Source organism: Thermoplasmatales archaeon (assembly GCA_014361195.1).
In the GTDB taxonomy this organism is placed as follows: domain Archaea; phylum Thermoplasmatota; class E2; order UBA202; family JdFR-43; genus JACIWB01.
In genome coordinates this window covers 1-21,865 of the sequence record JACIWA010000011.1, presented here as the reverse complement: position 1 = coordinate 21,865, position 21,865 = coordinate 1, and the positions used below count along the sequence as shown (strand labels likewise).

23 protein-coding genes, 2 tRNA genes and 1 pseudogene are annotated in these 21,865 nt (G+C 33.7%); 14 read left to right on the top strand and 12 right to left on the bottom strand.

What is annotated here, in order from left to right; genetic code table 11:
- Positions 1-119 precede the first annotated feature (119 nt).
- The 7 genes from H5T44_06130 to H5T44_06100 are packed head-to-tail and all read left to right on the top strand — an operon-like array spanning position 120 to position 3,563.
- The gene (locus tag H5T44_06130) at positions 120-815 is read left to right on the top strand and encodes a ribosome assembly factor SBDS (protein MBC7081797.1); all 696 of its coding nucleotides are present in this window, start codon (positions 120-122) and stop codon (positions 813-815) included.
- Positions 812-1,462, top strand: a complete 651-nt coding sequence (locus H5T44_06125; GenBank protein ID MBC7081796.1) for an RNA-binding protein — start codon at positions 812-814, stop codon at positions 1,460-1,462. The genes H5T44_06130 and H5T44_06125 overlap by 4 nt, the downstream gene beginning before the upstream one ends.
- Entirely contained in the window at positions 1,463-2,161 is a 699-nt protein-coding gene (locus tag H5T44_06120) for an exosome complex exonuclease Rrp41 (protein MBC7081795.1), read from the top strand.
- The gene (locus H5T44_06115) at positions 2,161-2,967 is read left to right on the top strand and encodes an exosome complex protein Rrp42 (GenBank protein ID MBC7081794.1); all 807 of its coding nucleotides are present in this window, start codon (positions 2,161-2,163) and stop codon (positions 2,965-2,967) included. The genes H5T44_06120 and H5T44_06115 overlap by 1 nt, the downstream gene beginning before the upstream one ends.
- The gene (gene rpl37A / locus H5T44_06110) at positions 2,948-3,214 is read left to right on the top strand and encodes a 50S ribosomal protein L37Ae (protein MBC7081793.1); all 267 of its coding nucleotides are present in this window, start codon (positions 2,948-2,950) and stop codon (positions 3,212-3,214) included. The genes H5T44_06115 and rpl37A overlap by 20 nt, the downstream gene beginning before the upstream one ends.
- Positions 3,211-3,351, top strand: a complete 141-nt coding sequence (locus H5T44_06105; GenBank protein MBC7081792.1) for a DNA-directed RNA polymerase subunit P — start codon at positions 3,211-3,213, stop codon at positions 3,349-3,351. Before rpl37A ends, H5T44_06105 begins: the two co-directional genes overlap by 4 nt.
- Positions 3,348-3,563: a hypothetical protein gene (locus H5T44_06100; GenBank protein MBC7081791.1), complete on the top strand. Its 216-nt coding sequence runs from the start codon at positions 3,348-3,350 to the stop codon at positions 3,561-3,563. Before H5T44_06105 ends, H5T44_06100 begins: the two co-directional genes overlap by 4 nt.
- Here the strand turns inward: H5T44_06100 and H5T44_06095 are convergent.
- Positions 3,552-3,809 (bottom strand): 2TM domain-containing protein, encoded by a 258-nt coding sequence (locus H5T44_06095; protein MBC7081790.1) that lies wholly within the window; start codon positions 3,807-3,809, stop codon positions 3,552-3,554. The two genes, H5T44_06100 and H5T44_06095, sit on opposite strands and share 12 nt — an antisense overlap.
- A 56-nt stretch (positions 3,810-3,865) precedes the next feature.
- On the opposite strand from H5T44_06095, the gene H5T44_06090 reads away from it, so the two are divergent.
- On the top strand, positions 3,866-4,174 hold the full coding sequence (locus tag H5T44_06090; protein MBC7081789.1) for a nucleotide pyrophosphohydrolase: 309 nt from the start codon (positions 3,866-3,868) through the stop codon (positions 4,172-4,174).
- Here the strand turns inward: H5T44_06090 and H5T44_06085 are convergent.
- The 6 genes from H5T44_06085 to H5T44_06060 are packed head-to-tail and all read right to left on the bottom strand — an operon-like array spanning position 4,161 to position 10,439.
- On the bottom strand, positions 4,161-5,423 hold the full coding sequence (locus H5T44_06085; protein ID MBC7081788.1) for a TldD/PmbA family protein: 1,263 nt from the start codon (positions 5,421-5,423) through the stop codon (positions 4,161-4,163). The two genes, H5T44_06090 and H5T44_06085, sit on opposite strands and share 14 nt — an antisense overlap.
- Positions 5,420-6,751, bottom strand: a complete 1,332-nt coding sequence (locus tag H5T44_06080) for a TldD/PmbA family protein (GenBank protein MBC7081787.1) — start codon at positions 6,749-6,751, stop codon at positions 5,420-5,422. The genes H5T44_06085 and H5T44_06080 overlap by 4 nt, the downstream gene beginning before the upstream one ends.
- A 2-nt stretch (positions 6,752-6,753) precedes the next feature.
- A complete protein-coding gene (locus tag H5T44_06075) occupies positions 6,754-8,076 on the bottom strand; it encodes a hypothetical protein (GenBank protein MBC7081786.1) in 1,323 nt (440 codons plus the stop codon).
- A 53-nt stretch (positions 8,077-8,129) separates the two neighbouring features.
- A complete protein-coding gene (locus tag H5T44_06070; protein ID MBC7081785.1) occupies positions 8,130-8,588 on the bottom strand; it encodes a 4Fe-4S binding protein in 459 nt (152 codons plus the stop codon).
- Entirely contained in the window at positions 8,548-9,996 is a 1,449-nt protein-coding gene (locus H5T44_06065; GenBank protein MBC7081784.1) for an FAD-dependent oxidoreductase, read from the bottom strand. The genes H5T44_06070 and H5T44_06065 overlap by 41 nt, the downstream gene beginning before the upstream one ends.
- Positions 9,993-10,439 (bottom strand): hypothetical protein, encoded by a 447-nt coding sequence (locus H5T44_06060; protein ID MBC7081783.1) that lies wholly within the window; start codon positions 10,437-10,439, stop codon positions 9,993-9,995. The genes H5T44_06065 and H5T44_06060 overlap by 4 nt, the downstream gene beginning before the upstream one ends.
- A 138-nt stretch (positions 10,440-10,577) precedes the next feature.
- On the opposite strand from H5T44_06060, the gene H5T44_06055 reads away from it, so the two are divergent.
- The gene (locus H5T44_06055; GenBank protein ID MBC7081782.1) at positions 10,578-11,288 is read left to right on the top strand and encodes a YraN family protein; all 711 of its coding nucleotides are present in this window, start codon (positions 10,578-10,580) and stop codon (positions 11,286-11,288) included.
- On the opposite strand, the gene H5T44_06050 is transcribed toward H5T44_06055, so the two are convergent.
- From H5T44_06050 to H5T44_06040, 3 genes and pseudogenes are all read right to left on the bottom strand, one after another.
- Positions 11,263-11,796 (bottom strand): XTP/dITP diphosphatase, encoded by a 534-nt coding sequence (locus H5T44_06050; GenBank protein MBC7081781.1) that lies wholly within the window; start codon positions 11,794-11,796, stop codon positions 11,263-11,265. The two genes, H5T44_06055 and H5T44_06050, sit on opposite strands and share 26 nt — an antisense overlap.
- A pseudogene (locus H5T44_06045) lies at positions 11,793-13,396 on the bottom strand (bifunctional N(6)-L-threonylcarbamoyladenine synthase/serine/threonine protein kinase). Before H5T44_06045 ends, H5T44_06050 begins: the two are co-directional and overlap by 4 nt.
- On the bottom strand, positions 13,393-13,620 hold the full coding sequence (locus tag H5T44_06040; GenBank protein ID MBC7081780.1) for a hypothetical protein: 228 nt from the start codon (positions 13,618-13,620) through the stop codon (positions 13,393-13,395). The pseudogene H5T44_06045 and the gene H5T44_06040 overlap by 4 nt, the downstream one beginning before the upstream one ends.
- Before the next feature lie 102 nt (positions 13,621-13,722).
- On the opposite strand from H5T44_06040, the gene thiC reads away from it, so the two are divergent.
- Together thiC and H5T44_06030 are read left to right on the top strand one after the other, a co-directional pair.
- Positions 13,723-15,000, top strand: coding sequence for a phosphomethylpyrimidine synthase ThiC (gene thiC, locus H5T44_06035; GenBank protein MBC7081779.1), 1,278 nt, complete (start codon positions 13,723-13,725; stop codon positions 14,998-15,000).
- On the top strand, positions 14,997-16,727 hold the full coding sequence (locus H5T44_06030) for a hypothetical protein (GenBank protein ID MBC7081778.1): 1,731 nt from the start codon (positions 14,997-14,999) through the stop codon (positions 16,725-16,727). The genes thiC and H5T44_06030 overlap by 4 nt, the downstream gene beginning before the upstream one ends.
- 129 nt (positions 16,728-16,856) lie before the next feature.
- Here the strand turns inward: H5T44_06030 and H5T44_06025 are convergent.
- Positions 16,857-16,950 (bottom strand) — tRNA-Met (locus tag H5T44_06025).
- Between the two features lie 72 nt (positions 16,951-17,022).
- Between H5T44_06025 and H5T44_06020 the strand changes: the two genes are divergently transcribed.
- Together H5T44_06020 and cadA are read left to right on the top strand one after the other, a co-directional pair.
- A tRNA-Val gene (locus tag H5T44_06020) sits at positions 17,023-17,095 on the top strand.
- A gap of 32 nt (positions 17,096-17,127) precedes the next feature.
- The gene (gene cadA, locus H5T44_06015; GenBank protein MBC7081777.1) at positions 17,128-19,173 is read left to right on the top strand and encodes a cadmium-translocating P-type ATPase; all 2,046 of its coding nucleotides are present in this window, start codon (positions 17,128-17,130) and stop codon (positions 19,171-19,173) included.
- 837 nt (positions 19,174-20,010) lie between these two features.
- On the opposite strand, the gene H5T44_06010 is transcribed toward cadA, so the two are convergent.
- A complete protein-coding gene (locus H5T44_06010) occupies positions 20,011-20,664 on the bottom strand; it encodes a hypothetical protein (protein MBC7081776.1) in 654 nt (217 codons plus the stop codon).
- A gap of 729 nt (positions 20,665-21,393) precedes the next feature.
- Between H5T44_06010 and H5T44_06005 the strand changes: the two genes are divergently transcribed.
- Positions 21,394-21,756 carry a hypothetical protein gene (locus H5T44_06005; protein ID MBC7081775.1) on the top strand — a complete coding sequence of 121 codons (363 nt, stop codon included), beginning with the start codon at positions 21,394-21,396 and terminating at the stop codon, positions 21,754-21,756.
- The last annotated feature ends 109 nt before the right edge of the window (positions 21,757-21,865 follow it).

Sequence of the window (21,865 nt, the reverse complement as noted above, 5' to 3'; positions counted from 1 at the left end):
AGCCAACCAGATAAGAAAATAGATAAGGAAGCAATAGAAATTGGAGTTGTTGAAGAGGGTAAGGAATTCAGGATATTATCAAAAAAAGAAACTGAAAAATATTTCAGGGAGGAAAGATAATGGTATCACTTGATGAAGCAATTATTGCAAGATATGAGAAGAAAGGAAAACATTTCGAAATATTGGTTGACCCTGAGATGGTAGAGGAAATTCTTGAGGACAAAAAAGTAAATGTTTTAGAGGCATTGGCAATAGATATTGTTTTTAAAGATGCAAGAAAAGGAGATAAAGCATCTGAGGAAGCATTAAAAGAAGTTTTTGGAACATTAAATATTGAGGAAATAGCTCTTAAAATTATAAAAGAGGGAGAGATACAATTAACTGTAAAGCAGAGGAGGGAAATGATAGAAAGAAAGAAAAAAGCAATTGTTGACTGGATAGCTCGCTGTTCAATGGACCCGCATACAAAACTCCCTCACCCTAGAGATAGAATAGAGAGAGCTATAGAAGAAGCAAAGGTTAATATAGATGCTTTTAAGCCCGTAGAGGAGCAAGTTAAAAAGATTATAGCTGCAATAAGACCAATAATTCCAATAAGCATAGAAAATGTTAAAATAGAGGTTGTTATTCCCTCTACTTATTCAGGAAGAGCATATGGTGAAATTATGAAAATTTCAAAAATATTAAAGGAAGAATGGCTTTCAGATGGAAGCTTAAAATGTGTTGTTGAAATACCAGCTGGTATGCAAGGCGAACTTTATGAAAAACTTAATAGCATTACAAAAGGAGAAATTGTTTCAAAATTATTAAAATGATAAGAAAAATTGTTTTGCCAGGATATTTAATCGGGGATAAAAGCAAATTGCCAGGTAAAGGAGCATTTAGAGAAGGAGATAATGTTTATTCGTCTCTCGTAGGAATTTTAGAGGAAAAAGGAAGATATGCAAATGTTATACCTCTTAGTGGGGTATATGTTCCAAATGCAGGAGATACAATTATAGGAGTAGTAAAGGAAGTTTATAGAAATGGATGGGTTATTGATATAAATTCGCCATATTCCGCTTTTCTTTCAATGGAAAATTCTCCATGGGAAATACAATATGGGGAAACATCTAAGTATCTAAAGGAGAAGGATATAATAGTTGGTATTATATCAAATGTTGATGAAGCAAAAAACGTTGATGTATCAATGAAAGATAAGCAATGCAGGAAAATAGAAGATGGTATTGTTATTGATATTCAACCATCAAAAGTTCCAAGAGTTATAGGTAAAAAAGGCTCGATGCTTTCTACTCTAAAAAGATACACAGGTTGCTGGATATTTGTTGGACAGAATGGTAGAATATGGTTAAAAGGAGAAGATGAAAAAGTTAATCTAGCGGTTGAGGCAATAAAGAAAATTGAAAAAGAAGCACATACTTTTGGGCTTACTGAAAGAATTATAAAAATGTTAGGTGGTTAAATGAAAGAAGGGATTAGAATTGATGGAAGAAGACCTGATGAGCTGAGAAAAATAAAAATTGAGGCGGGCGTTCTTTATAGAGCGGATGGTTCATGCTACATAGAATGGGGAGGAAATAAAGTACTGGCTGCGGTTTATGGGCCGAGAGAAGCTTTACCAAAACACATACAAAATCCAACAAAGGCGCTTGTAAATGCAAGATATAACATGGCCTCTTTTAGTGTGGAAGAAAGAAAAAAACCTGGGCCAGATAGAAGGAGCATTGAAATATCAAAAGTAACTTCAGAAGCACTTGAAAACGTTATTTTTACCGAGCTTTTCCCCAGAACAACCATCGATGTATGTATCGAAGTTCTGGATGCAGAAGCTGGAACAAGATGTGCGGGTATAACCGCAGCAGGTGTTGCGCTTGCGGATGCGGGCATACCCATGCGGGATATACCTGTTGCTTGTGCTGCTGGGAAGGTTGACGGGGTTATTGTTCTTGATTTGACGAGTGAAGAAGATAAGAAAGGGGAGGCGGATTTGCCAGTTGCAATTGCTCCTAGGACAGAGGAAATACTTTTAATGCAAATGGATGGACATCTAACTTACAAAGAATTTGAAGAAGCTCTTGAGCTTGCACTCAAGGGCTGCAGAGAAATATCGAAATTGCAGAAAGAAGCTTTGCTCAGGAAATACTCAAGAGAGGTGGAATGATGGATCCAATTGAATTGGCAAGATTATCAAATGTAAAGAAGGATTATCTTGTAAAACTTGCAAGAGAGGGTAAAAGATGTGATGGCAGAAAATTTGATGAATATAGAGCCATAAAAATTGAAAAAAATATATTAAAAAATGCGGAGGGATCAGCAAGGGTTAAAATAGGTAATACAATGGTAATAGCAGGGATAAAACTTGAAATTGGTGAGCCCTATCCTGATTCGCCTGACAAAGGGGCTTTATCAACATCAGCAGAATTGCCTCCTATTGCATCTCCCGAATTTGAACCAGGCCCCCCAACACCGGAGGCAATTGAACTTGCAAGAGTTGTAGATCGCGGAATAAGAGAATCTGAATATATAGAAATGGAAAAACTCTGCATAACTCCCGGCGAGAAGGTATGGATTGTTTTTGTGGATTTGCATGTTATAGATTATGATGGAAATCTTTTTGATGCTTGCCTGCTTGCTTCCTCTGCTGCATTGCAGAATACAGTTATACCAAATGCAAGGTTTGGTCTGGGGGAAAATGTTCCTTTGCCGGTTAGAAGCCCCCCTGTGAGCTGTACATTTGTTAAATTTGATAATGCAATAGTTGTTGACCCGTGCGCGGATGAGGAAGAGGTTGCGGATGCAAGATTTACCGTTGCTCTTGATGAAAATGGTGATATAAGGGCAATGCAAAAGGGGTTGAATGGGCGATTTACAATTGAGGAAATAAAAAATAATATAAAGCGTGCTCAATTTCATGCAAGAAATATAAGAAAATTACTGGGTGAAAAAAATGAGAACAAAGAAAGTTAAATCTGCTGGTAAATTTGGAGTAAGATATGGAGTAAAAACCCGCCATATATATCGTGAGATTGATGAGAAGCAGAGGCTAAAATATGTGTGCCCGAAATGCGGTAGAAAAAGAGTTAAGCGAGAGAGTACAGGAATATGGGTATGCAAAAAATGTAATACAAAATTTGCGGGAGGGGCATATGTGCCTGAGACAATAGTTAAAGCGGGTGTTGAGCAAACAATAAAAAGCATATTGGGTGAAAAATGATAATATATGTATGTGCTAAATGCGGGGAAAGAGTGGAAATTGATTTCGAGAGAATGGGAATGAGATGCCCTAAATGTGGAGGGAAAATATTTTATAAAGAGCGAGGGCCCGTTGCAAAGGATATAAAAGCAAGATGAACATTAAGCTTGAAATAGATAGCGAACATAATGATTTAATTTTTAATTCTTTAAAAGGAGAAAGCACACCAAATGCGAATTTTAAAATTTATAAAGATAAGGAGAAATTGTATGTTGAAATTGAGGCAAAAAATATATCAAATGCAAGGGCGGCGGTGAATTCTTTTATAAGATGGATTGATATGGTAGAGGAAATTGCTTCATTTCTTTAACTTTTCATATTCTTTTTTAACCAATTTATCAACAAAAGTTGAAGAGAAGGCATGAATAAAGTGGGTTATTAAACCTATGCCCCATCCAAACAATGAAAAAATAAACCATGGAAATCCGCCAGATACAAGATACCATATTACGAAAAGGAATATATTCACAACTATATATATTATGAGATGGGTATAGAATGCTATTTTTCCCTCTGCCCTTTTTATAGCTATTCTTTCAAGCTCTTCGATTTTCATTATATAATAAAACAAAATTTTTATAAAAGGATTTTCAAATTTTCAGCATGAATGAAATTAATGGAATTATTGAAGAAATAGAATTTTTTATAAAGGAAAGAGATTGGAACAAATATCACACCCCAAAAAATATTGCAATATCTATATCCATAGAGGCAAATGAATTGCTGGAAAAATTTCAGTGGAATGATATATCTTTTGATGAAATAATAAGTAATGAAAAAATAAGAGATGAGATAGCGGATGAATTGGCGGATGTATTCATATATTCGCTTATTTTTTTGGATAAAGCAAAGATGAGCTTTGAAGAAATTATAAAAAGAAAAATAGGGAGAAATAGGGAGAAATATCCTATAAACCAGTAGTTAAATTAACATTATCTACGATTACATATGGAGAAAAAACGGGATGGGAAACTTCCCACCAGTATATCTGCTTCCTTTCCCTAGAAATTTTCTCTATATTTTTAAAAATTTTCTCAATATTATCGCTTATTCTTATTCCTTTCAGAGCATATAGAATTTCTCCGTTTTTTATAAAAAATGCCATATCCCTTGCAACAGTAGAAAAATCTCCTGTAAGATAATTTCTGAATCTTGTATACCAAAGATTTGTTATAAAAACTCCAGTAAATTCCTCAATCATTTCTTCTTTTTTATAATTTCCCCCCCTTATTATAGTATTCCATGGAGCAGGAACGATTAACCCCGCATTTCCTGTTGTATTTTTTCCATATTCTTTTGCGGTCACACTATTGTGAAGATAATTTTTTAGAATACCTCTCTCCACTATTACTGTTTTTCTTGTTGCAACCCCCTCATCATCAAACTTTCTGGAGAAGAGTCCATTTTTTTCAATTCCACTATCATATATGCTTATTTCCTCACTTGCCACTTTTTTGCCAATTTTATCCACTAAGAAGGAATAACCGGATTTTACAAGGAATGCGGATGAAAGATCCGAAAAATTTGATGAAAGATTGGCAAAAGCCAGGGGTGAAAATAAAATTTTATATTTTCCCTCCTTAGCTTTTTTAAATTTTATCTTTTTTTCTATGCTTTCTTTTGCCTCTTCCAGTCCTTCTTTATCTATCCCATCAATTTTTCTTGAGGAAAATGTATAATGTGCGGATCTATCATCCTTAATCATTCTTGAGGAAATATAAAACATGCTATTTTTATCAGATTCATCTATTCCTTCAGAATTTATAATCCTTATATTTTCTATCCCCCCATATATATTTCCAGCAACCTCTCCAGCTGATGAATTTATAACCTGATCCGCTATATCCAAAATTTTTTCCTCATCAATTACATTTTTATCAAAAATTTTCCTGTTTAAATATTTTTTATCAACACTTATTGAAAATGGTGAAGGAGGAATAAACTTAAAAAATTTTTTACACTCTTCTATTCTTCTTTTAATCTTCCTCTTGTTCGGGTTATCAATAGAGAATGTGAATTTTTTTCCATCTTTATATAGAGTCATGTAAATTTTTTTATTATTCCATGTATTCAAAATCTCCACTTTATTCCTGTAAAACCTTACTTGCTTAGCCAAATAACTTTTTTCTTTAACAATATACCCGTCAAATTCTTTCAGATATTCAATCATTTTATCCTCACATCTCTCAGCCTTATATTCGCCCCCCCTACAGAAACCTCCATATCCTGCATCGGCTCGCTCTTCCCGCAGGTGGCGGGATGGAATTCCAGCCTCTTATCAATTGCATCAATTTTTGAGAAAATATCAAAGGTAGAGATTTCTATGCAAGGATGTTTTGCAATTCCTGAGATCTCGCCATTTTTTATTATATATGCTTCATTGCCCACGTATTTCTGATTTATCCTTTTATCATCTATATTCCATTCCATAAAAGTTACCATATAAATACCTTCTTTAATTTCCTCTACCATTTCCTCAAACTCATAATCACCTGGCTTGAAATAAGTATTTGCCATCCTTATTATTGGCTCTTTTCCATAACTTGCCCTCGCAGACGCATTGCTTTTCCTGTTCATCTCATGCGCTGTTTGGCGATTGTGCAAAAATTCATTTATTCTTCCTTCCCTGATTAATTCTCTTTTTCTCGCCTTAACCCCCTCATCGTCATATTTATAATATCCATAACTTCTTTCAATAAGAGGATTATCCTCTATGGTAACTATTTCATTTGCAATTTTCTCCCTGAGCATATCCGACCTTACATAAGATTTTCCCGCCTGAGCAAGCTCCCTGCCAATTATTCTGTCTGCCTCAAATGGGTGACCGCATCCTTCATGGGCAATTAACCCGCTTATTAAAGGGCTGAGAATCACATCTCCTTTCTTTGGTGCTTTTTCCCCATTTTTTATTTTTTTAAGAAAATCTATGTCTTTCTCTATTTTCTTTTCAACTTCCCATTTCTTTAAAATTTCCCATCCCGCAGAATTTCCAAATTCCCTGCTCGCCTGCTCATCATCGACTGTTATTAGATATTGGAGGTAAATCCTTGGAATTTTTGAAAAAATTTTGCTTCCCTCACTATTCATATAAATTTTCTCAGTAGATTTCTCCCTATAAGATATGAAATTTTTTTTATTCAATTTGCTTAAATATTTCAAGAAATCTAATTTTTCATCAATTTCTGGAAATTTTGCCTTTATTTCATAACTATCTTCATTGAATTTTTCTTCGCTCAATAAAATTTTATCTTTGCCTTTTCTTGCAAATTTTTCCGCTATCTCTAGCCCCTTTTTAATTTCTTTTCTGTTTAAAATATTTGAAGAATAAAATCCTATGCTTCTGGAAATGACTCTTATTGAAAAACCCTGTTTTTCATCGCTCTCCACATCTATAAATTCGCCATTTGTAAATAAAATATCTTCTGTTCTCTCTCTTTCTATCCTTATTTCCGTATAATATCTTGAATTTTTTATTGCATATTCAGCTAGCTCTTCCATTCTTAACTGCTAAACCTGCTCAAATTAATATTTCCCCAGTCATCATAATCAAGGAATCCATGGGTTCCATCAGAATAATCAACAAGGCTAAAGGAGTAGCGATAATTCATGCAACTCTTGTAATTTCTAAATAGCCAGTATTGCAATTGCCATGGAAAGCGAGTGTGCTCATTATCTATACCAATATAATTGTTAAGCCCTAATTGATGCCCCAGTTCATGCATAAAAAGGCTAGCATGAGCGATTATCTGCTTACTTTCTGTGGGCCTCCATTTCTGAATATAATAGCTTCCCAGCACAAATGCATCTCTCTTAAAATTCATACCTCCCGCAGGCCTGCGCCAGAATTCGATTTCATGGCATATAATAGCGTAATGAAACACTCCTTTCCTTGGATTGCTTGGATCATTATGCAGGAAATATTTTTGATATATTTCATTTAGCTCATCAAAGTTAAGGGTTTCTTTGTATGGAATTATATCCATTTCCTCAATTATTCCATTATCTATGAATAACATTATGTTTTTCTTTGAAAAAGCGGAGTAGAGCAATTGAATAGATTTTTCTGGCATTATATGCTTTATCCCATTATATTCTTCCATGCAATCAACTTCAATGTAAATATCCCTTCTAAATGGATCTGATAGCCATTCACTCATCATATATTCTTCTAAATTACTTAAACCATCATTATCTGTGTCAATATTTGCATGATTTTCTATATTAAAAGGATCATAACCATATTTATCTTCCCATTCTATGGCTACACCATCTCCATCATAATCAATCCCATAGTCGCTTACATATGGATTTGTATGGTATATATTTTCTTCTTCCCAATATGTTAGCCTGTCATTGTCATAGTCATTATAAATTATATCAAACCATATTTCATAATCATATTCATCTATTTTTCCATCACTGCATCCGCCCGCATGCCCGTAAGCGTCGATATCGCCAAGAAAATCGTCCTTATTCCAATCTCCTCTCTTAGTATCCAATTCTATATTCAAAATTCCATCGTCTGGAGTAATATATCCTCTTTTTCCTTCTTCAAATATCTCAATTGAAATGTTTATTTTATCTTTATCTTCCTTAATTTTAAACTCAATTTTTTCACGAATAATTATATCTTGCCCCTCATACTTGCCTTCCCATCTTTGCCCATCAACATTTATTACTATTGAAAAAGTTGGCACTTCATCGCCTACATATACTTTCCTAATCCTTTCTATAGTTATCTTTAAGATATTTTCTTCTGAATCACCTCTAACCCAAGATGGCAAAATCAACAGAATAGCAATTATAATTGCAATCTTTTTCATGTTTTCTAATATAAAATTGTGATATAAATAATTAATGAAGCAATGAATTTGCCTTATACCTCTATATTCCTTGCTTCCATTGCATAATTTGAGGGCACTCTTATTGTAACAACATTTGTTTTTCCCTTCTTTACTTTTTCTACTCTTGCATCACATATCTCATTCCCCCTTCTATCGAGAGCTTTCACTATACTTCCTTCTTTTGGCAAGGGAATAAATTCATATGGAATGCTTACCATTGCTTCCTTTCCAACTATTTTAACAAGAAATATCGCCAGTCCAGGACAAACTTCAATGCATTTTCCGCAACCAATGCATTTCTCATAATCAATTTCTGGCAATGCATTTATATCCTTCATTGAAATTGCCTTCTTTGGGCAAGCATCAACACACGGATTGCAAGGTATTTGCTGGATGCATTCTATTATCGCCACTCCCTTTTTCAATTGCTCTTCATTCGGCAATTTTAGATCACTCAACTCCAGATACCCTTCTTTTTCCCATTTTTTCATAATAACCACTTATGATTTTTTCCTTTGCTTTCCTTGCTCTTTCTCCAAAATATCCTTCCCTAAATATTCTTAGTTGAGATGAATATTTCTTAAATTTTTCTTCAAAATCATCTATTTTTCTTATACTGTTAGCACATGCCAGTCCAGCAATTTTTCCTTCAATAATTGCGGTAGAGGCCTCTTCAATATTAGATAAATCACCCGCAACATATATCCCTTCTTTTGTTGTTTCCATATATTCATTGTGCAGAGCAACCCATCCACCCGCTTCATTTATAAATCTTATTTCCGCTCCAGTTTGAGATAAAATTCTTGAAGAAGGAGTTAACCCAACCGCTATGCATACAAAATCGCAATCAATTTTTTTTTCGCTTCCCTCAATAAATTCCCATTTATCATTTAATTCCGCTATTATCACCCCCTCTACCTCTTCCCTTCCATATGCTTCCTTTATCGAATGCCTTGTATATATTGGAACACCACATCTCCTAACCTTTGCAGCATGAACAAAATATCCTCCAATCTTATCCATTGCCTCAATAATACAAGCAACCCCCACGCCCGCTTGCAGAACCTGATAGGCAAGAATTAAACCCACATTTCCCGCTCCAACAATAACTCCTTTCTTGCCGGGCCTGACACCATATACATTCATAAGGGTTTGTACACCACCCGCTCCATATACTCCAGGCAAATCATTTCCTTCAAACAAAAGCATGTTTTCCTGAGCTCCGGTTGCAAATATTATTCTCTTCGCTTCTATTTCATACAGTATTTTATCAAGCTTATTTACAGCGGAAAGGAATTTATATCCTCTATCATAGTATCCAATCACACTCGTATTTCTAAGTAATCTTATTCTCCTCTCCTCAATTTCCTTCCTCAGCTCATTTGCAATTTCAATCCCTCTTGTGCCCGCCCCCTCCTCTTTGCTACCAAAAAATTTATGGGTTTGCTTTATTAATTGCCCTCCAACATGAGGATTTTCATCTATTAGCAATACATCCACATAATTCGATACCTCAATCGCAGAGCTCATGCCCGCAGGCCCCGCCCCCACAACCGCAATCTCGCAAGATATTTTTTTAACTTTTCCATTCTCATACCCCAGATTTGATATTTCCTTATCATTATCTTCCACAATCATTCCCTCCCTAACAGGTGTAATGCAGGTCCTTATATTCGGGATACCATCAACCTTCATTAGGCAAGAGGAGCATTTTCCTATCCCGCAAAAGAAACCCCTTGCACGCCCTTTTTTGCTTCTGCTAAAAACTTTTACCCCATTTGCATAAAGAGCGGATGCTATTGTTTCTCCTTCATATGCCTTGAGTTTTTTTCCATTGTAATAAAAATATATCTCTTTTTCTCTTTTAAATTTAAGGATAGGATGCTCCTCTATCCTCAAATTTTCACCTTTCTGAGAAAGCTTTCTATTTTTTTTACAAAAATTGAATTATCAGGAGGATTTTTACCATCGTACTTGCTTTCTATCTCACTTATCAACTTAATCAATTCCTTATAAACTTTCTTATTTTTCATTATATCTTTTATTCTTTTTATTTTACTCTTTGGAAAAATATCTTCAAGCCAAAATTTCTTTTGGGGGGAGGGATGTGTTATATTATATTCCATATTGTAGGCGGAAGCAATTATAGCGGAGTCAACCATTTTTGTGCCAGCTGCAACTGATTTAAAAAGACTTATTAGCTCTTTTTCATCAACATGAGGGCATTCTTTTTTCAATTCCTCTAACAAATCCCTTGATTGCTTATTTAGCCTTATAATTTTCTTACCATCTTTATATTTGTCTTCAAGGATTTTTTCTATTTCTCTATCTATATCTTTCATCATAAGGGATATAAAAAGCAAATATAATATTTTTCTTTTAATGGGATTTATTTTTTGGCAGAAAAATATTTATTCTCTATTTATTCTTTTTTTAATGAAGCTCATTTCAATAGAAGAAGTGGATGAGACACTTGAGGCATGGAAAAAGAAAAAGGAGGGGAAAAAACGAGGAAAAGAGGGACTTCAGCAGAAAGAATAGCAAGAAGAATAATTGAAGGAAAGGGTTTTTCAATAATTGCAACAAATTATAAGATAAATTCTAAGGGAGAAAATATTGCTGAAATAGATATAGTCGCAGAAAAAAATAATGAGAAATATGCTATTGAAGTGAAATCTGGCAGAGCAAATCTTACAACCGTAAGACAGGCTTATGCAAATGCAAAGCTTGCAAACTTAAAGCCAATGATAATATGCAAGAAATGCGATGATGCAACAAAAATTGCAGCTAAAGAATTAGGGGTTGAGATAGTAGAATTCAGTGAATATTATTTATTATTAGAGCCAGAGGAGATTGAAAGTATAGTAAAAAAATGCATGGAAGAAATAATGGAAGAATATGGTTTTTTAAATTCACCAGTTATTGATGATGAAACATTAAAATTTCTTAAAACAATTTCTCAATCTAAAAATTTTGAAGAGGCTTCAAAAATTTTTAAGCTAAATGAAGAAGAGATGGGCAAAAGAATTGCGGAATTATCAAAAAAGGGAATATTACCAAAGAGAAGCTTATCTTATTCGGATTTGAAGAGATGCTGTGTGAATATAATTTCAAGAAATGAGATATATAGGAGAATAGAAAAAATAGAAGAAACTTTAGAAGAAATCAAGAATATTTTAAAAAATCAATGAATTTTTTTACCGCCTTGCTCCTGTGGGAGTATAGATTTTTCTCTTCTATTTCCATTTCACCAAAAGTTTTTCTTTTACCCTCAGGAATAAATATTGGGTCATATCCAAAGCCATTATTTCCTTTCTCTTCTCTTGCTATTTTTCCCTTACAAATGCCTTTAAATAAATTTATTTTTCCATCATAATATCCGATAACCGATGCAAAAAATGCTTCCCTGTTTCTTTTATTCTCCATCAATTTTAATATTCCTTTATTACCTATTGTTTTAAAAACAAAAGATGAATAAACTCCTGGAAAATCATTTAGGGATTTTATAAATAAGCCAGAATCTTCTATAAAAAAATTTCCATCAACTTTCTCTTTTAAATATTCTATTCCATAAACAACAACTTCTTCCAGTTCATTTGCTTGAATCTCTGGATAAGGAATTGTCAGCATTTTTACATTTTTTACAATTTTCTTTATTTCCTCATATTTATGTTTATTACTTGTTATGAAATATATCATGTAACTCTCCTCATATACCTCCCCCTTCTTTCAATTTCTTTTACTTTCTCAACAACCTCTTTTCCCTTATCAAATGACTTTACATATGCTTCTTTAACCCAAGAGAATAAATTTTTATTTCTATGAGCGGATTTAAATGCCTCCATCAATAAATGCAAATCAACGCCCATATCCTCTATTTCCTCACTTCTTGAACTAAGCCCAAAATCAATAAAATATATTCTATCATTAAGTAAAAATAAATTTGATGTTGTTATATCACCATGAATTATGCAGTTTGAATGCAACCTTGATATGCTTTCCCCTATTTTTCTACTTATCTCCATCTGTTCTTCCTCTTTTTTCTCATCCAATTTATCCTTCAGTCTTTCTCCTTCTATATATTGCATTATAATCTCTTTCTCTTTAACCCTCACATCATAAACTAAAGGCACATTTACGCCCCCCGCCCTCGCAGACACCATCATAATTGCTTCTTTCCTTGTCCTTTTTTCTCTTATCTCTTCGTCTATTTCCTTAATCCTGTATTTTTTTGGAGTTCTTCTCTTTATTATTGCTTTCCTATTTTTCCATTCCGCAAGATATATCTCAGCCTCCGCCCCTCTCTTAATCAACTTCTCCATAAAACATCCACCTCATCTGTTCTGTAATTTTGCTTTATCTTTGTTTCCTCAATTTCGTATCTTATACCCGCTTCATACATAATTAAACCCGTCCATGCTATCATCGCACCATTATCAACCAAAAATTCATTTGGCGGGGAAAAAAATCTTGCCCCCCTTTCTTCTGCCATCGTTTTTATTATCTCCTTTAGCCTGGCATTGCAAGCAACTCCACCTCCAAGCAAAACTTCTTCTTTTTCTGTATGAGCCATTGCTCTTTCTGTCACTTCTGCAAGCATGCTGAAACAAGTTTCCTGTAATGAATAGCATAAATCTTCAATTCTTTCCCTCTTCACTAAAGAAAGACAGGCGGTTAAAATTCCAGAGAATGCAACATCCATTCCCTTAACAGAGTATGGCAGAGGAATATATTTCTCTCCTCTTTTTGCAATTTCCTCAATTTTTGGACCACATGGAAAATCCATTCCAATGCTTCTTCCAAATTTATCCAAGCAATTGCCAATACCTATATCAAGAGTTTCTCCAAAAACTCTATACTTTTTCTCCATAAAAGCAATAACCTGAGTATTTCCTCCAGAAACATACAAAAGCACTGGGTCATAACAGTTCGTAAGAGCTCTTCCTATTTCAAGATGGGCAATGCAGTGATTTACCCCAATAATCGGTTTTTTAAGGGCAATTGCAACCGCCCTCGCAGCGGTCGCAGCGGTACGCAAGCAAGGCCCAAGCCCAGGCCCTATAGAAAAGCCAACTACATCTATTTCCTCTTTGTTTATTTTTGCCTTCTCCATAGCTTCTTTTATTATTTTAGGAAGGAAAAATGCATGATGGTTTGCTGCTTCTCTTGGATGAATTCCACCTCCCTTTGGTTTATACATTTTTGATACATGGGCAAGTATATTGCATCTATTATCTATTTTTTCAACAATTCCAACACTAACAGTGTGTGCAGTTCCCTCTATTCCAAGAGAAATCATAAATTCTTTATTAATTCCGCAATCTCCTCTCTCTTATCTTTTTCTTTCGGAAGAGCAATAGATGCTTTCCATTTTTTAGTTCCATCCTCTAGATAGTAGCCACGAGAAATGGATATAAACTCGTTCTCCCCTTCACCTGTTTTTGCTCTTTTCCTCGCAACTTCTATAAAATTATTCCTACCAAACTTCACTTCCTTTGCTTCCAATATTTCATATTCTACCATGGTATTTTGAAATTATTTTCTTGAATTTAAATTTATTGCTAAGTTTAGGAGACACTGATATTATGAAAAATATTATAAAAGAAATTGATTTATTCTATAGCTATGACAATAATGGAGGAAGCAAAAAGAGGAAAAGTAACGGATGAAATAAAAGAAGTTGCAAAAAAAGAAGGTATTGAGAAGGAAGTTGTAATGAGAAGGGTTGCGGAAGGAAAGATAGTTATACCAAGAAATCCAATTCATTTCCCTAAAGTAATTGGTATAGGAAAAGGGCTTAGAGTTAAAGTAAATGCAAACATAGGTACTTCAATGGAATATGCAAAAGTGGAGGAAGAAATAGAGAAAGCAAAAGTAGCAATGAAATACGGTGCGCATGCAGTAATGGATTTATCAACAGGGGGAAATTTAGATATGATAAGATCAAAGCTTCTAAAAACAGTAAATATTCCCTTTGGAACTGTTCCAATATATCAAGCAGGTATAGAAGCAATGAGGAAGAAAGGAGCGATAGTTGAAATGTCATCGGATGATATTTTAGGAGCATATGAAAAACATGCAAAACAAGGTGTAGATTTTGCTGTTGCACATGTTGGAGTAACGAAAGAAAGCGTTGAAAGATTAAAAAAACAGAAAAGATTGATTCCGATGGTTTCGAGGGGAGGAGCATTTCTTATGGCATGGATTATTCATAATGAAGAAGAAAATCCTCTTTACAAAGAATTTGACTATTTGCTTGAAATAGCGAGAGAATATGATATGACTCTCAGTTTGGGAGACGGAATGAGATCAGGTGCAATATATGATTCAAATGACAGAGCAAAATTTCAGGAATTGCTAATAATAGGTGAGCTGGTTGAAAGATCAAGGGAGAAAGGCGTGCAAACAATGGTTGAAGGACCAGGACATATGCCTCTCAATGATATAGAAGCAAATATAAAGGTAATGAAAAAGGTTACCAATGAAGCACCGTATTTTGTCCTCGGCCCTCTGGTGACAGATATTGCTCCAGGTTATGACCATTTTGTTGCGGGGATAGGAGGGGCTATAGCGGGCTATTATGGAGCGGATTTTTTATGCTATGTAACTCCTGCAGAGCATTTGAGTTTGCCATCTATTGAAGATGTGAAAGAAGGGGTTATTACCGCAAGGATAGCAGCTCATGCAGCAGATTTAGCAAGAGGCATTGATAGAGATATAGATGAAAAATTTTCAATTGCAAGAGAGAAACTGGATTGGAAGAAAATGTTTGAGCTTGCAATAGATAGTGAGAAAGCAAAAAAGTATAGAGAAAAAAGAAGGCCAAAGAAAGCAAAGGAGGCATGCTCAATGTGCGGAAAGCTTTGCGCAATAGAAATTGTGAAGAGATATTTGAGAGAATGAAGAAGTTTTTAATTTTATTTGTTTTTTTGATTTTTTTAATTCCTCTTACGAATGCAACTATAAATATATCCTACTTTTATGTTGAGAATGAATTTTATCAAAAAATAGAGCCATTTATAAAAGAATTAGAGAATAATGAGAGCATAAAATTGAATAGATATAACTTAGATGGGAATGAGAGTTTATTTAAAAATATCGCATCCGCATACAATCTCCTGCTGAAATATAACTACCCTCAAGGTGCATCAGCGGTTTTCTCCCTTTTCATTGGAAATGGATGGTTTATTTTAAACGAAAGCAATATTGAGGAAGAGAAGGAAAATATTAAAAATTTTCTAAATGAAATTAAAGAATTTGATGTTGAAAATGTTATTAAGGATGGAAATCTAGCTTATCCAAAACCAGTTTGTATTATAATTGCATTCAATTCCTCCCTTCATAGCATTGATAGAATTTTAAATGCTCTAGAAGAAAATGTAAGTTTTGTAAGAATAGATAAGCTCGATGTTATATATGAAGAAAATTTAAGCGTGATAAAAAATTTAGGCGACTTTGATTTATTAAAACCCATCATTTTCATAGGAAATGAAGGCATAATTTTTAATGAAAATATAGAAGAAATAATTGAGGAAGCAAAGCATTATGAAAAAGTTGGTATAGATTTTCCATCTATCTATAAGGAAAGAAAAATATGTGTTGTTTTGTTTTATAAATCAACTTGTCCAATATGCGTTAATTTCAAAAGAAATGTTGAGCTGTTCCGCAATTTCTATCCTATTGAAATAAAAACTTATGATTGGAAAGAAAAAGAAAATGAAGAGATATTGCTGAGCTATTACAATTTTTATAAAGTTGAATATCCATATGATACAATAGTTTTTGTTGGAGATAAATATTTTATAAGAGATAATTTAAGTGAATTCGAAAATGAAATTAAAAAATATCTTGGAAGCGGAGTTGATTGCCCGAATGTAGGCAACGATGCGCTGGCGGGAGCGGAAAATGTAATTAGAAGTTTTACTCTCTTGAGTGTTATAACTGGTGGGCTACTGGATGGTATAAACCCTTGTGCTTTTGCAACACTTATATTTTTTATCTCATATCTGGAGAGAGCAAAGAGAAAATCTGTTCTTGCAATAGGTTTATCATTTACTGCGGGAATATTTATATGCTATTTCATCATTGGAATTGGTTTAGTTGAGTTTTTTGGCTTCATAGAAAGTTATACAAAAATTTATATTGACATTGCTATAGGAAGCGCTGCAATTATTCTTGGGGCATTGAGCATTTATGATTTTTTTGAAATAAGGAGAGGAAAGGAGGCAAAACTCCAGCTTCCAATGTTTATAAAGAAGAGGAGAGGAAGGTTGATAAAGAAGATAACAGAAGATAGAAAAGTAATTATTTTGTCGGTAATATCATTCTTTACAGGATTTGTTATATCCGCTCTCGAGCTCGCATGCACTGGTCAAATATATCTTCCAATTGCAAAAGTTATACAAAGCTCAAGCTCTTTAAAAAGCATTGCTTTAACATATCTGCTCATATACAATCTGATGTTCGTACTTCCCTTATTAATAATTCTCTCATTCTTTTACTTTGGCTATTCTTCAGAAAAATTTGGGGAAGCACAGAAAAAGAGTTATTTATATGTAAAAATTTTAATAGGTTTATTTTTAATTGTAGTTGGCTCAATAATGCTATATAATTCATTCTCAAATTTATGAATGCTGGAAAAATTCATATATACACAAATATTTTATTTTTGGGGAGGAAAAGGTGCGTTAGTACGCCTCCATTACTAATTTTGTACTATTTTAGCACCTGACCTCCCCAATAATTTTGAAAAATCATAGTGTCGGGGGCGGGGTTTGAACCCGCGGCCTCCTGATTTCTCAGGCAGGGTTGGCTTATGAGTCAGGCGCTCTTACCAGGCTGAGCCACCCCGACTTATTTTAAATAGGTTTTTTATTTTAAAACTTTTTGAGCATAAATTTTTAAAATCTCACGCTTTTATTTATAGGGCTAGTGGTCTAGAGGTCATGACGTTGCCCTTACGAGGCAAAGGTCGCCGGTTCGAATCCGGCCTAGCCCATATTCATTAAAATAAGCTTAAAGATTAAAGGAATGCATTGCGAAGGGTGCGCAAAAGCTATAGAAAAATATTTGAGGAATAAAGAAGGAATTATATCCGCAAATGTGAGTTTTTCTCTTGGAAAGGCATTCATTGAATATGACGAAAGATTAAATGAAAAAAGATTGAAGGAGCTTATAAAGGAAGCGGGATATGAGGTTGAGGAGGGAAAAAAATCTTTTTGGAGGGCTATTTTTTCTTTAATTCTTACCATTCCTATCCTGATAATTTCTTTATTTTTTTACAGAAAAGAGTTAAATGTTATTTTATTTTTACTTGCCACACCCTTGCAAATCTTTGCCGGTTATCCTTTTTATAGAGGAGCATATTTCTCTCTTAAGCAAAAAACAGCGGATTTAAATGTCCTTGTTTCAATAAGCACAACCTCTGCATATCTCTATTCAGCCCTTTCAACATTTTTCTTTGATGGAATGGTTTTTTATGAAGCATCTTCAGTAGTATTAACAACAGTTACAATTGGTTTAATGCTTGAAGAAAGGGCCAGAGAGAAAGTGGGAGAGACAATAAAAAAATTGATAGAATTAAAACCAAAAAGGGCGAGAGTTTTTAGAAATAGAAGAGAAGAGGAAATATCATCAGATGAAATAGAAAAAGAAGATGTTGTTATTGTAAGAAGTGGGGAGAAAATACCGGTTGATGGAATAATAATTGAGGGATTTGCCACAATAGATGAATCATCGATAACAGGTGAGTCAATTCCTGTTGATAAAAAAGAAGGTGATGAGGTTTTCAGCGGTTCAATAAACATGAGTGGATTTTTTAAATTTAGGGCAACAAGAGTTGGAAAAGATACTTTTCTTTCTCAAACAATAAGCTTAGTTGAAGAGGCCCAGACATCAAAAGCAAAAATACAAAGATTGGCGGATAAAATTACAAATTATTTTGTCCCATTGGTTATTTTTATTTCCTTCCTTTCTTTCATTTTCTGGTATTTTATAACAAATGCACCTTTTCCTTTTGCTCTTACAATTTCTATATCAGTTCTTGTAATAGCATGCCCCTGTGCGCTAGGGATTGCAACTCCAACTGCAATATTAGTTGGGATAAGCCTATCCGCAGAAAAAGGAATATTGGTTAAAGGAGGGGAATATCTTGAGAAGTTTGCTGAAGTAGATACTTTGGTCTTTGATAAAACAGGAACACTTACAAAAGGAAAAGCTGAGGTAAGCGATGTTATTGGAGATGTATTGCAAGTTGCGGGTAGTCTGGCGAGCAAATCAAATCATCCAATTGCTTTGGCAATTTATAATGAGGCAAAGAGAAGAGGGGTAAAGATTCTTGAAGTAAAGGAATTTTCAGAAATACCTGGAAAAGGAATTGTTGGAAAAATAAATGGTAAAGAAGCAATGCTCGGCAATAGAGAATTAATAAATAGCAAAATTGGAGAAGAGCTTGAAAAAGAAGGTAAGACAGTTGTGCTCGTTTATTTTGATGGAATTATAGGGGCAATTGCGCTCATGGATGAAATAAAGGAGAATGCGATTGAGGCAATTAAAAAACTTGAGGGATATGAAATTTTTATGATTACAGGAGATAATAGAAAGATTGCGGAGGCGATAGCCAAAAAACTTGGTATAGAAAAAATTATAGCGGGCGTTTTGCCCCATGAAAAAGATAAAGAAATAATAAATCTGCAGAAAAAGGGTAAAATTGTTGCTGCTGTTGGAGACGGAATAAACGATGCGCCAATGCTCAGCAGGGCGGATGTCGGCATCGCAATGGGCGGAGGAAGCGATATTTCAAAGGAGGCGGGAGGGATAATAATTGTTAAAGATAATTTAATGGATGTTGTGCAAGCATTGAATATATCAAAGGCTACCTTTTCAAAGATAAAACAGAATTTATTTCTTGCATTCATTTACAATGTTATTGCAGTTCCAGTGGCATGCGGGGCACTTTATCCATGGTTGGGTTTTATTCTTCGCCCCGAATTTTCTGCAATTGCAATGGTTTCATCAGATATAGCAGTTGTTGGTAATTCCCTTCTTTTAAGAAAAAAATTGAGGAAAACAGATTAGTTCTTCTAATATAATAAGATGATATTTTTAGGATGATAATTTCAAAATAAGAATTAAAAATCCAGTAATCGTTTTTTAGTGATAAATCGCAATGCGAGGATATAGTTATTAGATGAAATTTTAGAGATATATGAAAATAAAAAGATTTTCAAAAATGATAAAGGTGCTTTTGTATCAAAGAAGATTTTCATATCACGATGCAATCAAAATCTATGAAGCAATAGAATCGTTTGGTTAGGAAGCTATTAATTTCTGGTACAAAAATTAAATGAACCTTTTTCAACCATCCCTAAAGGTAGGTAGGGCTATTCCTTTTAATGAAATTAAGGCTAAAAGATGCAAGAAATGAGTATAATTCTTGGCTAGCAACTAATTTTGATAGTAAAGAAGTCTTGATATATGGTTTGGATAATATGGATGTTTAGAACTATTCATTTTTGAAATATGTGCTACTTTTTGTATCAATAAACCTCTCCTTTTATTGGTGATAAAACCTCTTGTACAAAAGGGCTTTACAAAAACTTCATGTGGGGTATAAACAATAAGATATTCAATGAAAAATGCTGTTGAGAAGTGATATTAAACTTTTAAACATAGGGTGAGATGTTTCCTATACACCGATACAAGTATTTCTATTCCTATTTGGTGTTTTGTAGGATGTCGTTTTGGTTAAGATATAGATGCGCTTATTTTGGCACTATATTTTTCTTTTTATTATCCTTCTGATCAAGAAAAATACTAAAACAACTACCGTAATTAGAAATACGGAAATGTAGATTATGGTAGTTTGTTCTTCTTTTATTTCTTCATAAATTTCATTAACAATTGATGTTTCTCCTATAACAGCGAATTGCATATTTTTGTAACATTTCTATAACCTTCCTTTCTCCCATTTATAGATAAAGAGTACAATCCAACTTTATTTGAAATAAAGGTATAAGGAAGGTTTATTGTTTTTGAAGAGCCATCTGGATAGGTAATAGCGCAAATGATCTCTAAATCATCGACAGATGAAGGATAGGCTATGTATATAGGTTCATTAACTAGAAAAACATCTTTTAAAAATGTGAATTCACTACTATTAGAGATTAGGATATTAATGTCCATTTTTTCCAATAATCCTACTATTGAAAAAGTAAGTCTATCTCCATAGATAACAAAACCATCATCAATTAGCTTAGCATGCACAGTATAGTTTCCATTTACCATAAACTCTGATACATTTGTGGTATAGATTGTTATATTTCTAGACTCACTTGATGAAAGAGTGATATGATAGTATGTAGAGAATGGAGGATATTTATCATTTTCTTCTTCTGCAGTTACATAGATATCCATTCTCTTATTATAATTTAATGTGTTTTTAATCTCAAGATTTACTACTATTTCATCTCCAGGCGCATATATTGTTTTATTTGATGTAATCCTAAAAATATGAGCAGATGCACAATTGGTGAATGCAAAGATTAGCATTATCAATAGTACAAACAACTTTTTCAATCCCACCTCTGTTTAGTAGTTGGATCGCCTAGTAGAATTACAACATCTGATCCAAGCTAGCTGCATTTTTTCCTATTTTATAGGCCTCTCCAATACTCTTGTTCCTTAAAAAGAGTTATTTAATATGTAAGGATTCAGACCATGCCCATCACATACTATATTTTCACTTACATAACGTCCTATTCCAAATCAACAAAACCATAACAAGAGATCCTACAAGAGCGTAAAACGTGGGTTACAAAAAGCCATTGCTTATTGTCCATTAAATAATAGCTAGCTATTGAGCAACCAGTGCATAGGAGGAAAGAAGGTACTTTTGAATAGTTTCTTAACTGTTACCTTTATTGTAAGATTGTCATGAACAATGGGATTAGAAGATATTATGCTCATAACTCTCAACAGATAAATCTGGGTAGAATTTTTGGGTATAGGAAATAAAAGATATATAAGGTAATAGTATAAGAGATACTAAAGAAAGAATTAATATCTTTTTGAAAAACACCATCCTAATACCAAAAATAATAAAAATGGTTATAAAAAATTTATGATTGCCAATTGCCAATTCAACCTTGTAATGCGGAGAAAAAGATTTAGAAAAACTCAAACCTGTTTTTCCAAAAAAAATTTAAATCCTGAAAAAATCGATATCCTTATAAATAAGAGGGAAATTACTTAAAGGGGATAAAAATGGCAGAAAAAGGGAGGGCAAAACTAAGCAGTATGGTGTTCTTGATAGGCATAGTGCTAGCGATAATATTTGGCTTGATATACGGAGCGTACTACGCCGGCAGAATTGATCTCACTCTTGAGCAGTATGCATATCTAGCGATGATTCTTGGCTTGATCGGTTTGATAGCGGGAATACTTGGAATACTTGGAATGGGAACTATAACAAAGGAAGAGCTACCAACATTCTTAATAGCAACAGTGATAATAGTTGCAATAAGCGGAACAGATGTATTTCAAGGAATAAAGTGGTTCGGTAATTACCTTACAGGAGTAGTTACCACTCTAGGAATTTTCATTGCACCATTAGCGGGTTTGCTAGCGATAAAAGCAATCTGGGACATAGGCAAAGACTAAAAATCTTTTCCCTCTATATTTTTTATTTTTTATCTATGTTTATTTTTCTAAAACCTTTTTTATCTATTATTCCTATTTCCGCTTCCAATTTTTTTTCTTCTTTCGATGC